This window comes from Pectinatus brassicae (genome assembly GCF_014201835.1).
Lineage (GTDB): Bacteria > Bacillota > Negativicutes > Selenomonadales > Selenomonadaceae > Pectinatus > Pectinatus brassicae.
In genome coordinates this window covers 15,600-27,883 of record NZ_JACHFH010000023.1, presented here as the reverse complement: position 1 = coordinate 27,883, position 12,284 = coordinate 15,600, and the positions used below count along the sequence as shown (strand labels likewise).

11 protein-coding genes are annotated in these 12,284 nt (G+C 37.8%); 7 read left to right on the top strand and 4 right to left on the bottom strand.

Annotation, left to right across the window (positions count from 1 at the left end):
• Positions 1 to 69: 69 nt before the first annotated feature.
• The gene (locus tag HNR32_RS09375; protein ID WP_183861986.1) at positions 70 to 1,059 is read right to left on the bottom strand and encodes an L-lactate dehydrogenase; all 990 of its coding nucleotides are present in this window, start codon (positions 1,057 to 1,059) and stop codon (positions 70 to 72) included.
• Positions 1,060 to 1,491, bottom strand: coding sequence for a MarR family winged helix-turn-helix transcriptional regulator (locus tag HNR32_RS09370; protein WP_183861983.1), 432 nt, complete (start codon positions 1,489 to 1,491; stop codon positions 1,060 to 1,062).
• Between the two features lie 232 nt (positions 1,492 to 1,723).
• Between HNR32_RS09370 and HNR32_RS09365 the strand changes: the two genes are divergently transcribed.
• From HNR32_RS09365 to HNR32_RS09355, 3 genes are all read left to right on the top strand, one after another.
• Entirely contained in the window at positions 1,724 to 2,914 is a 1,191-nt protein-coding gene (locus HNR32_RS09365; RefSeq protein WP_183862026.1) for an efflux RND transporter periplasmic adaptor subunit, read from the top strand.
• A 13-nt stretch (positions 2,915 to 2,927) separates the two neighbouring features.
• Positions 2,928 to 6,083, top strand: a complete 3,156-nt coding sequence (locus HNR32_RS09360; protein ID WP_183861981.1) for an efflux RND transporter permease subunit — start codon at positions 2,928 to 2,930, stop codon at positions 6,081 to 6,083.
• A 114-nt stretch (positions 6,084 to 6,197) separates the two neighbouring features.
• Positions 6,198 to 6,851 carry a hypothetical protein gene (locus HNR32_RS09355; protein ID WP_183861979.1) on the top strand — a complete coding sequence of 218 codons (654 nt, stop codon included), beginning with the start codon at positions 6,198 to 6,200 and terminating at the stop codon, positions 6,849 to 6,851.
• A gap of 175 nt (positions 6,852 to 7,026) precedes the next feature.
• Here HNR32_RS09355 and HNR32_RS09350 read toward each other — a convergent pair whose 3' ends face one another.
• Positions 7,027 to 7,689 (bottom strand): TerC family protein, encoded by a 663-nt coding sequence (locus HNR32_RS09350; protein ID WP_183861977.1) that lies wholly within the window; start codon positions 7,687 to 7,689, stop codon positions 7,027 to 7,029.
• Positions 7,690 to 7,954: 265 nt separating this feature from the next.
• Positions 7,955 to 8,839 (bottom strand): LysR family transcriptional regulator, encoded by an 885-nt coding sequence (locus HNR32_RS09345; RefSeq protein WP_183861975.1) that lies wholly within the window; start codon positions 8,837 to 8,839, stop codon positions 7,955 to 7,957.
• 422 nt (positions 8,840 to 9,261) lie between these two features.
• On the opposite strand from HNR32_RS09345, the gene HNR32_RS09340 reads away from it, so the two are divergent.
• The 4 genes from HNR32_RS09340 (at position 9,262) to rlmH (ending at position 12,141) form a co-directional block, all read left to right on the top strand.
• On the top strand, positions 9,262 to 9,471 hold the full coding sequence (locus tag HNR32_RS09340) for a cold-shock protein (RefSeq protein WP_183861973.1): 210 nt from the start codon (positions 9,262 to 9,264) through the stop codon (positions 9,469 to 9,471).
• 221 nt (positions 9,472 to 9,692) lie between these two features.
• Positions 9,693 to 10,475, top strand: coding sequence for an MBL fold metallo-hydrolase (locus tag HNR32_RS09335; RefSeq protein WP_183861971.1), 783 nt, complete (start codon positions 9,693 to 9,695; stop codon positions 10,473 to 10,475).
• Positions 10,476 to 10,525: 50 nt separating this feature from the next.
• A complete protein-coding gene (locus HNR32_RS09330) occupies positions 10,526 to 11,662 on the top strand; it encodes a S1C family serine protease (RefSeq protein ID WP_183861969.1) in 1,137 nt (378 codons plus the stop codon).
• On the top strand, positions 11,662 to 12,141 hold the full coding sequence (gene rlmH / locus HNR32_RS09325) for a 23S rRNA (pseudouridine(1915)-N(3))-methyltransferase RlmH (RefSeq protein WP_183861967.1): 480 nt from the start codon (positions 11,662 to 11,664) through the stop codon (positions 12,139 to 12,141). Before HNR32_RS09330 ends, rlmH begins: the two co-directional genes overlap by 1 nt.
• Positions 12,142 to 12,284 lie beyond the last annotated feature (143 nt).

Sequence of the window (12,284 nt, the reverse complement as noted above, 5' to 3'; positions counted from 1 at the left end):
GAAATAATTATGGAAATAGAAAACACCCTAAGCATAGGTTATTATGCTTAGGGTGTTTGGCCAAAGTAATTAGTTGATAAGATTATTAGCTTTTAAAACAGTTTTTATACTGTCAGCGCTTTTGTGCAAGTCAGTTAATTCACTGTCAGGTAAATTAATAGCCAGGCGTTGCTCAACACCATTTTCGCCAATAATACTAGGCAGACTTAAAGCAACATCATTTAGACCATATTCGCCATTTAATGGCAGCGAAACAGGGGTAATGCAACGGCTGTTAAATAATACTGATTTTGCCAAATAGCAGGCTCCCATTGCAATGCCGGTATTAGTCCAGCCTTTTGATAATAAAACATCATAAGCTGTCTTTACTACTAAATCGGCAGAAGCAGCTTTATCGAATGGCATTGGGGGATTATAGTACTTATCAAGCTCGTTAAAAGGAACGCCACCGATACTGATGGTGCTCCAAGCAGGGAATGCTGAATTTCCGTGCTCACCGAGCATAAAGCCCTGCACATCTTTGGCATTTACATTGTAATGATTAGCGATAATGCGTTTTAACCGCAAAGTTTCAAGTGTAGTGCCAGTGCCAAAAAGTTTGCCCGGTGCATAATCAAATTTGCTGGCGGCAAGATAGGTGGTGATATCTAATGGATTAGTTATCATAATAAATATAGCATCTTTAGTATAAGTGGTAACTTCAGTCATGATATCAGTGATGACCTTTATATTGCGTTTAGCCAAAATAAGACGATCAAGTTTTTCGTCAGGCAGGATGCTTGGGCCACCGGCACAGATAATAATATCGGCATCCTTACATTCTTCAAATCCGCCTGAACGGACACTAACTGTTGGGCTGCATAATGCAGGGGTAGCATGTGTCATATCAAGAGCTTCACCATGAGCCTTTTTTTCATTAATATCCACACAGACTATTTCAGCGGCTAATTCCTGTGCTACTGCTTGTACTAATACAGCTGAACCTACATTTCCCATTCCGATGATTACAAGTTTATGCTTTTGCAATATAAACGTCCTCCCTAAAGATAAAAATGTCATTTATGACATTTTTATTTTACCAAAAATTTTCATTAATGTCTTTAGGGATTGCCCAAGTTCTTTGATTTCTTTTTCACTGAGTGTTACCATGTCACTTTCCAGATGTTCTTTAACCATGGATTGGTGACGATTTATAAATTCATGACCTTTGGGAGTTATTTTAATGTTAGTGCGGCGTTTATCATGTGAATCAGGCAGGCGCTGCACCAATTCATTAGCTTCGAGACGATTTATTAAAGGTGATAATTGTTGTTTAATGATAGCTAAGCGTTTGCCAATTTCAGAAAATGTCAGACTGCCTTCATCTTCTAGGATACATAGTACGACAAATTGGTTAATAGGAAGTGGTATGGAAATATGCCGAAAAATACGATGGCGCATTAAAAAAAGCATTTCAAGAAAATCATTGGAAATTTCATTTTTGTCAATCATTATATAAACCCTTTCATTCTAATAAAGTATTGACTTTTCAATAAATATACTATACTATAATGTTCATTGATAGTAAATAATTATTTACTATGTTTCAATGTGATAACGGATTAAAATGTTAGTAAAATAATATTTTGGATAAAATCTATCAATTGCTTTTATAAGAGTGTAAGACAGATTATACTACTATTTATAAGGACTATTTAATAATGTATGGGGGTAGAACAAAGTGATGGTAAAAAGCTGGAGGAAATTTGTCGGTGCATGCACATTATTAATGGCGGTGCCAATGATATTTGCTGGCTGTGGAGCGAATAAACAGCAGGCTGCTGGGGCTGTACAAGTAAAGACAATGGCAGCTATTCAACAGAATACACCACTTTCTTTTGAATATGCAGGTACGGTAAAAGGAACAAATGAAGTTAGTGTACAGTCAAGAGTTTCAGGCTCAGTTGTGGCTAAGTATATTCATGGTGGGGAGCAGGTTACAGCAGGGCAGGCGTTATATAAGGTTGATGATGGTAATTATATCAATTCATTAAACCAGGCTAAAGCAAATTTAGCGCAGGCACAGGCAACTCTTAGCAACGCTCAGCAGGATTTATCGCGTTATGCTCAGCTGGTAAATAATAATGCAATTTCAGAACAGACATATACAAATCAACAGCAAACAGTTGCGTCGTATCAAGCTGCAGTGGAAGCTGATGAAGCATTAGTGGATACAGCAAAGAAAAATTATAATGATACGATTGTTCGGGCACCTATTTCGGGACGACTTGATGTTAATGATGTTGCTACTGGTACATATGCTACTGGCGGCAGTACAACGCTTGTTACACTTGGTGCAGTAGATCCAGTATATGTGCAGTTTAGTTTGAGTGAAAATGAATATTTAAAATTCAATCAGGTATTTAACGGGCAATTTATTGGTACTGCTGTAAATATTGTTCTAAGTGATGGCAGTAAATACCCAATTGCCGGTAAAGTTGCTCAGGTTGATAGATCAATGACTGATAATACAGGAACATTAACAGTAAAAGCAGTATTTGACAATCCTAATACATTGTTATTACCAGGGATGTTTGCTCGTGTTGAATTGACAGGTGAAACAGTGCCTAATGCTATTTTGGTTCCACAACGTGCAGTACAGCAGGTTTTGGATAAATCATTTGTCATGGTAGTAGGTGCTGATAATAAAACAATATCACGCGCTGTAAAACTTGGCGAAAAAATTGGTAGTTACCAGATTATTGAAAGCGGTATTAAAGCTGGTGATAAGGTGATTGTAGAAGGTCTTACCAAGGTTAGGGATGGTGTTCTTGTAAATCCAACAATGACAACAGCAAAAGAACTGGGGTTGACAATGCAAAATAGTGCAGATATAAAGGATGCTTCTTCTGCAGGCGCTAGCCAAAAACAGTAAGGGGTGAGAGATTTTGTCAAGATTTTTTATTAACAGGCCGATTTTTGCTATCGTAATATCGTTGATAATCGTCTTATTGGGATTAATTTCAATGTTTAGTTTGCCGATAGCACAGTATCCGCAGATATCACCGCCGACTGTCAGGGTTAGTGCTACTTATAATGGTGCTAATGCCAGTGTTATAAATGAAACAGTTGCGCAGGTTATAGAAGAACAGGTAAATGGCGTTGACGGAATGGATTATATGTCCTCAACATCAAGTGATAATGGTAGTTACAGCTTGCAGGTTGTCTTTAAATTAGGTACAGATGGTGATATTGACTCAGTAAAAGTTCAAAATCAGATTTCTGCGGCTAATGCCAGTCTGCCAAGCGATGTTCAATCAAATGGTGTAACGACAGCTAAAGCGTCTACCGATATGGCATTTATTTTCGCTTTATCATCACCTAAGGGAACATATGATAAAACTTTCCTTAAAAACTATGCCGATGTTTATTTGAAAGATAAAATAAAACGAGTTTCTGGGGTAGGGGATCTTAATGTATTCGGCTCGGATTATTCGATGCGTGTTTGGATAAATCCGGATAAAATAGCTGAATTGGGACTTACCGTAAGTGATTTGACAACGGCAATTACTGAGCAGAATAAACAGGCACCAGCAGGTAGCGTAGGCCAGCAGCCAACACCGGATAAACAGGAATTCCAGTATACCGGCAGAATTGAAGGACGTCTTTCAACACCGGAACAATTTGGCAATATAATTGTAAAATCTAATTCTGATGGATCTTTTATAAGATTAAAAGATGTTGCCAGAATAGAAACAGGTGCTAAGGATTCCAGTATAGTTTCTAAAATGAATGGTGAAAATGCTACAGGTATTGGTGTTATGCTGACAAATGATGCTAATGCTATGCAGACTGTAGCCGGAGTCAAAAAAGTAATAACTGAAGCGGAAGCCAGCTTCCCACCAGATTTGAAATATAGTGAGATTGTTGATAATACCAATTATATTCAAGAATCCATTGTAGAAGTTGTGAAAACCTTTGCCGAAGCATTGCTTTTGGTTATGGTTATAATCTTTTTGTTCCTGCAGACATGGCGGGCAACTCTCATACCAATGCTGGCAGTTCCGGTATCACTTATTGGTACCTTTGCTACGTTTACGGTATTAGGGTTTTCAATTAACACGTTGACGTTATTCGCAATGGTACTGGCGATAGGACTGGTTGTCGATGATGCGATAGTTGTTATTGAAAATGTGGAGCGTCATATTCGTGAGGATAAACTCAATGCTAAAGAGGCTACACGCCGTGCGATGGATGAGGTATCCGGGCCGGTTGTAGCGATTGCTTTTACTTTGGCATCCGTATTTATCCCGGTAGCTTTTTTAAGTGGAACAACAGGGGTCTTGTATAGACAGTTTGCCTTGACCATTGCAATTTCCATGGGTCTGTCAGCGTTTGTGGCACTGTCGCTGACACCGGCACTATGCGGTATTTTATTAAAGCCGCATGATCCTAATGCTCATGCTGGGAAATTAGCTAAGTTTTTTGATGCTTTTAATAATTGGTTTGATAAAATTACACGCGGCTATGTAAAAAGAGTAGCTGTGTTTATTGGCAAAGCTAAGTTCTGTGTAGTTTTCCTTGTTATTATCATTGGACTGATGGGCTGGTTGTTTAAAACACTGCCGTCGACTTTTGTTCCTGATGAGGACCAAGGCTTTTATATAGTATCAATAAATTTGCCGGAAGGCGCATCGGCTAATCGTACACAGGCGGTTATTGATGATTATACAAAATTGATGCAGAAAATTCCTGGCGTAAAAAATGTAATGGGTATATCAGGTTATGATATACGCTCCAGCGCAGCAAAATCAAGTGCTGGTACATTATTCATTGGACTTGAGCCATGGAGTAAAAGAACAACACCGCAGACACAAATAAAAGCTGAAATTGGCGCAGCTTTCCAGACGGGAGCTAAATTCCCGCAGGCGTCTATTATCGCGTTTAGTATGCCATCCTTGCCTGGTCTTGGCTCTGTAGGTGGATTTAATATGCAGCTGCAGGATATGAGTGGACATACGGATGAAGAATTAAATGAAATAACGCAGAAAATAGTGGCGGCAGCTAATCAGCGCCCAGAGCTGGCAGGCGTTTATTCCACCTTTAAAACTAATACACCGGTTTATGATTTTGAACTAGACCGTGAAAAAATAAAGAATCTTAATGTATCACTTAGTGATGTATTTACGGCTATGCAGGTTAACTTTGGTGGTTATCCGGTAAATGATTTTAATTTATTTGGACGTACCTATAAAGTTATGCTGCAAGCGGACAAGAAATATCGTACTGGTCCAGAGTCTACCCGATTTATCTATGTAAAAAATTCTGCGGGTGATTTAATTCCTTTAAATACATTGTTAAAGCCTAAATTAGAAACTGGGGCATCGGTAATTTCCCGTTTTAATGCGGCAAAAAGTATAACTATCCAGGGGAATCCAGCCGATGGTTATAGTTCTGGACAAGCGATGAATGCTATTGAAGAAGTGACAAACCAGATAGCACCATCTGGTTTCCAGATTGAGTGGTCAGGACAAAGCCGTGAAGAAAAAGCAGCAGGTAATACTACGACACAGGTTATGATATTAGCATTGGTATTTGTCTTTTTATGCTTGGCAGCACTGTATGAAAGCTGGAGTGTGCCATATGCAGTATTATTGTCGGTTCCTGTTGGTATATTTGGGGCATTGCTGTCGGAATATATAACAAATCAACAAAATAGTATTTATATGCAGATAGGTGTTATCATGCTGATTGGCCTGTCGGCAAAAAATGCAATACTTATTGTTGAATTTGCGAAAGTCAGGGTTGATACGGGGATGTCAGTGCTGAAGGCGGCTTTGGAAGCAGCCAGACTGCGTTTGCGGCCAATATTAATGACTTCACTGGCATTTATCATTGGGTGTCTGCCGTTGGCGATTGCTACTGGTGCTGGTGCTGCAGCCCGTAATAATATGGGGATTGCAGTTGTAGGCGGAATGTTTGTGGCCACACTTGTAGGGGTTTTCCTTATACCGGTTATGTTTGTGGTAGTAGAAAAAGTAGCATCATTATTTGCCCGCAAACATAAAGTCCATAAAAAACAAAATCCTGACGAATATATGTAATTTGTAATTGACTTTTTTGCTGAATTAAAATATGATATGAATATAGGGGTGTATAGCATCCCTATATTTTTTTGTAAAGGAATATATTACTGGTTATTAACAGGAGGAATTACAGTGAAATTGATAAACATAGTAAAAACATTGGTAGGCGTTTTCTGTCTGTCCATTGCAGTGGGCACAATATTGCCGGCACAGGCCTCAGCATATACATATACCAGCAAAGAATATGGATATAGTATTGAGTGTCCGCAAAAACCATTGGGAGCAATTCCTTTGATTGATGCTAACCAAAAAGGCGAAATGCTTGTATTTAAAAATGAAGGATATACAATATTAAAGGGTTGGATAGTAGCAACAAATGCTTTCGATAAAAAGGATATACCTGACTTTGATAAAATGACCAAGGCTGATTCGGAAAAATACGCTGCTAATTTAATAGCTAACAGAGGCTATGAAACAGTTTTATTTATTCCTGTAAATGGACATAAAGTTATGTATGCTGTATGGCCTAAGGAAGTATATGTTGATTCGAATAAAGATGGAAAAAATGATAAAAAGCCACAGCAAAACACAAGCCAGCGAATTGATACATATATTCAAGGGCAAAAAACCAACTATGTTATAACGTTTTTTGCATCTGAGGCTGTAGATAAGCAGGATATGACGGATTATCAAAATGGATTAATGTCCTTTAAAGAAGTAAGTGCTGATGTTAAGACAACTGATAATAAAACCGAAACAAGTAAAAAAACAACTAAGAAAAAATAATATACGAAAAAATAGAGGCTGGTGCGCATTACTAAATATGTGTATCAGCCTCATTTTTGTGATGGTAAAGCTTGGTCATTTATTGCGTGGAGAGTCAGGTAGTAAGAAACTGAGATTTGCAGCAAGATATTTGGTAGTAGAGCATTGATGTATTGTGTTTGGACTAAGATTGTCTTTATTTCTTGTTGTTAATAATGCGCAGTATATAAGGCGAAGTGATTACTATTATAATGAAAAATACTGGCAGGATATAGCGTAAATATTCGTTAAAATCCAAGATAATATTGCCTATGGCAAAATCGTGGATGATCATAATACCGGAAGTGTAAGCGAGAATGCTGGCACCTATTGTGACCAGTAAGGGAAATCTGTTCATATAAGCGGCGATGATATTGCTGCCCCAGACAATGATGGGGACGCTTATTAACAGTCCTAATACAACTAAAAGGAGATTGCCGTGGGCAGCACCAGCGATAGCCAGGACATTGTCAATACCCATTGCAGCATCAGCAATTATAATTGTTTTGACGGCAGCAAGAAAATTGGCTTCAGAGTTTATTGTTAAGGTGTTTTTATCACTGGGATTCAATAATTTTATGGCAATTGGCAGCAATAATAATCCTCCGATGGCTTGCAAAAAAGGAATAGTCAGTAAATAGGCAGCAATGATGGTCATTAGAATCCTGATGATTATAGCACCGGCAGTTCCCACATAAATTGCTCTTTTTCGTAGGTTGTAGGGTAGACGGCGAGCTGCTAAGGCAATGACGACAGCATTATCACCTGCTAATACCAAATCTAAAATAATAATTGTTCCGAGGGCCGCGATAAAATCCATAATAGTTCTCCTTATATAGAATAAATATATTGTATACGGGCAGCTTTATATTAAAAAGAGTCTTCGATAGGCAATGAAGTATATCCTGTATATAAAAAAAGAGACTTTTAATGCACAATTTGTGCATTAAAAGTCTCACTTATCGATGAACGACGCCATTACCAGCTGGTTACAGCAGTGATGTTGATAATGACTATCAAGTTACTCCCTTTTAAATATAAACTAAATATACATAAATTATGAAGTAATGTCAAGTGTTTAAAAATTAAACTATGACAGGGATTTGCCGGCAGCTGTCAATAAAAGACTGCATCAGATTAGTAATGAATTTATCTTTGTGATAGGCAAGCCAAAAACAACGGGAGAATTTAATATTAGGGAGAGAAAAACTAATTAATTCACCGGAATGCAACTCTGTAAGTACAGCGCGTTTGGAAATAACACTAATGCCGAGATTGGCAGAAACCGCTTTTTTTATAGTTTCAGCACTGTTATAAATGCCGACGATATCATATGGTATTCCGGCATCCTGCATGTTCTTTTCAAATAATTCGCGGGTTCCGCTGCCAGCTTCGCGGACAAAGAATTTTTGTTTTTGTAAATCAATAGGGGTGATGTCATTCTTTATGGCTAATTGGTTATTGCAAGAGGCGATAAATATCAGTTCATCTTTCAGGAAGGAAAGCTGTTGGAGATGGTCTGAATGGATGCTGCCTTCAATTAGGGCAAGATCCAGCTTGTTGTTTAAAAGCATTTCTTCAAGAACGGCAGAATTATGTATCTGCGATAATATTTCTGCTTGGGGATATTGGGTATTAACCTTCTTTAATACATCTATTAATAACGATTCGCCAATAGTTATACTGGCACCAACACGGATTTTGCCAGTGGCATTAAAAGAATGCATTGCTTCTTCGGTTTGCAGATTAAGATGAATGATGTTTTGGGCATACGTTAGTAATCTTTGCCCAGCAGCTGTTAGGAAAAGACGACGCCCCAGACGTTCAAATAATAGTATATTATAATGTTCTTCTAATTCACGGATTGCCTGGCTGACAGAAGGCTGGGTGATGTGTAATTTTCGGGCAGCTGCTGTTATGCCGTTTTCGTGGCATACACAAATAAAAATTGAAAAATGTCGTAAAGTCATATAGTTTACATTACTCCTCGCTGGAAACAATATTTATTGTAAATTGAATATGCATGATTAGATAGTATGTGATTAAAATATAATAGTGCTTTAATTATAACTTAAAAAATACACTGTTGAAAGCATAAAATATTATGTTGGTAGTATACAAGACAAAAAGTAAAATGTATACAAAAAACAAAATTTACATTATATTTAAATATTTTACAAAATAATGTAAAAAAGCCCTAAAAGGGCAAATATTTATTTGACAATTCAAAAGCTACATGATATAGTAAAGCTGTATTCAGAGATTGGCAACGGACTCACATGCTCTTGTAAGTCATTGATTGATTCATTCGATGTTTTACAAGAGCATGTGTTTTTTAGTTTAACTCTATTGAATATATAATATTTTTTTAATTCTCAGGAGGACTCATACGATGACAGGAACAGTAAAATGGTTTAACGCTGGTAAAGGCTATGGCTTCATTACTAATGATGATGGAAGTGGCGATTTATTCGTTCATTTTTCCGCTATTCAGGTTGAAGGCTATAAAACCCTTGAAGAAGGCCAGAAAGTAACCTTCGATGCTGAACCAGATAGCCGTGACAGCAGCAAAATGCGTGCTGTAAATGTTTGCGTTGCCTAATTATATAGGAATACGAATATAAAATGCCGCCTAGCAATATATATAATATTGCTAGGCGGCATTTCTGCTATATAAAGTCATAGATTTGCCATAAATTATTGGTATATTTATTTTAATTTATTATTCTTGCTATGCTGATTCGTTGCTGATATATATATTATAATGGTATAATTATAGCTATCTAATGTTTATTATCAATAGGATAAGAGAGGACGATAAATTTGCAGGTTGCTGTATTAGCAAGTGGTAGTAAAGGGAATGCTGTCTTTGCCGAAATTGGCGGGACGCGATTATTAATAGATGCGGGAATAAGCACTAGGCGTATAGTTAAAGCCTTAGAAGGATTAGGCGAGGATATTAAAGATGTACAGGGTGTAATTATAACCCATGAACACCGTGATCATATAGCAGGGTTGACTACGTTGTGCAAAAAATATCATATACCGCTTTATTCACGTTTGGAAACTTTTAGATCAATGTATTGTTTAGACAAATTACCGCAGGATTGTCTTAATCCTATACAGGATAGTTTTAAGATTGGCCAACTGGCAGTAAATGCCTTTAACATTTCCCATGATGCAGCCAATCCGGTAGGGTATAGCCTTATCGGAGATAATAAAAAAATTACAGTGGCAACTGATTTGGGGTTTGTGACAAGTAATGTTCAAGAGGCAATTGATAATTCTGATGTATTGGTACTCGAAGCTAATCATGACCCTGAAATGCTTTCGGAAGGGTCATACCCCTGGATGCTCAAAAAACGTATTATGGGTAATCGCGGACATTTATCTAATGGTGATGCTGCTTGGGCATTGGTAAGAATGAAAAAAAGGGAATCGCATGTGTTTTTGGCACATATGAGCGCTGAAAATAATTGTCCTAAACTAGCCGCAGAAACTATTACTGGTATAATAAAAAAGCAAGGCATAAAATTGGGCTCAGAGCTTATGCTGCAGCTAGCGAAACAAAATGAGGTAGTAACATTGGATGGACAATTTATATAAAAGCTGGACTGTGAATTAAATAGTATATTTTAATGAGGGGGACGAAATATATGTTAAAAAAATTAAAAGAAAAAAAATATTTTTCCCAGACATTATCATTTCTGGCAGGAGCGTTAGTGATCATTACAATAGTGGTGGCAGGATGCTCTTTGGGGGCAAGTGATAGTAATAAAGGTGCATTAAAAAATTCCCCGAATACCGATAAAGTTGTTCAGGCTACACCGCCAAAAGGTCCGGTGTCGGATGCCCGTAATACACCTGTGGTTAGAGCTGCTAAGGCTGTAGGTCCTGCTGTGGTGGGAATAACTAATAAAGCTGTAGCACGTGATTGGTTTAACAATCAGGTGGAAGTAAAGCAAGGCGTTGGTTCAGGTGTTATTTTTAGAAGTGACGGCTATATCGTGACCAATAATCATGTTATTGCTGGCGCCAAGGAAATTACTGTATCACTTGCCGATGGACGAAGCCTGCCAGGAAAGCTGGTTGGAACAGATCCGGTGACAGATATAGCCGTTGTAAAAGTTGATGCCAAGGATTTGCCAGTAGCTAAATTTGGCAATTCTGATGATATTTTAGTAGGCGAACCAGCGATAGCTATTGGTAATCCGATGGGATTGGAATTTCAAGGCAGTGTTACTGCGGGTGTTATAAGTGCTCTAAATCGTACATTGGATATAGGTGAGGGCCGAGTCAAATTATTGCAGACGGATGCTGCTATAAATCCAGGTAATTCCGGTGGCGCGCTTGTCAATACTGATGGTTTTGTTATTGGGATAAATAGTGCTAAGCTGGCTGCAACGGGTGTGGAAGGAATGGGATTTGCTATTCCGATAAATACAGTGCAGCCAATAATAAAACAAATTATTGAACAGGGACATGTGGCCAGACCGTATTTAGGGGTAGGTGTATTTGATAAAAATACAGCAGCTAAAAATGGCTATTTGCTTAATATTGATAAAGGTGTATATGTAGTACAGGTTGAAGCCGATGGACCGGCGGCACAGGCAGGACTGCGGCGTGGCGACATAATCACAAAAGTAGATAATAAAGAAATTAATACTGTAGCTGATTTGCGGGACGCTGTTGCTAAACACAATATTTCTGATACGGTTTCTGTGGTAATAATTAGAGATGGACAGGAAACGACGGTATCTGCCAAATTGCAGGAAATGCCGGCGAAAAATTAATGAAAATAACAATAATAAGTGCAGGAAAGCTAAAAGAGTCTTATCTGCGTGAAGGCATAGCAGAATTTTCCAAGCGGCTGCGGCCTTTTACGCAGCTTGATATCATTGAACTTAATGAAGAAAAAATGCCAGATGCACCATCGTTGGCCGAAAAAGAAAAAATATTGCTGGCTGAAGGACAACGGTTGTTAAAGCGAGTTCCCGCCAATGATTTTTTATTTGTCCTTGATGTTTATGGCAAACAGATTTCATCGGAAGAATTGGCGGTAAAAATCAGTGATTTGGGATTGAATGGCAAAAGTAATCTTAGCTTTATAATTGGCGGGGCATTTGGCCTTTCTGCGGAATTACGGGAAAAAGCTGATATGAAAATCAGCTTTTCCCGCATGACTTTTACGCATCAGATGGTTAAACTATTGTTGGTAGAACAAATATATCGTGCGTTTAAAATAAATCGTGGTGAAAAATATCATTGGTAAAAATTACGATGAAACTATTTTGTGAGAATCGTTGTAAATAAAAAATATTCAGAAAAATACTTAACAAAATTACACATTGTACGATATAATATATATAGGGATAGTTTTATATTCATAAAGGGCAGCCAAGAGGGCTGCAATAA

Coding starts and splice junctions, on each gene's coding strand:
- HNR32_RS09375 (WP_183861986.1), bottom strand. CDS start 1,059: ATGACATTTTTATCTTTAGGGAGGACGTTTATATTGCAAAAGCATAAA.
- HNR32_RS09370 (WP_183861983.1), bottom strand. CDS start 1,491: ATGATTGACAAAAATGAAATTTCCAATGATTTTCTTGAAATGCTTTTT.
- HNR32_RS09365 (WP_183862026.1), top strand. CDS start 1,724: ATGGTAAAAAGCTGGAGGAAATTTGTCGGTGCATGCACATTATTAATG.
- HNR32_RS09350 (WP_183861977.1), bottom strand. CDS start 7,689: ATGGATTTTATCGCGGCCCTCGGAACAATTATTATTTTAGATTTGGTA.
- HNR32_RS09345 (WP_183861975.1), bottom strand. CDS start 8,839: ATGACTTTACGACATTTTTCAATTTTTATTTGTGTATGCCACGAAAAC.
- HNR32_RS09340 (WP_183861973.1), top strand. CDS start 9,262: ATGACAGGAACAGTAAAATGGTTTAACGCTGGTAAAGGCTATGGCTTC.
- HNR32_RS09330 (WP_183861969.1), top strand. CDS start 10,526: ATGTTAAAAAAATTAAAAGAAAAAAAATATTTTTCCCAGACATTATCA.
- rlmH (WP_183861967.1), top strand. CDS start 11,662: ATGAAAATAACAATAATAAGTGCAGGAAAGCTAAAAGAGTCTTATCTG.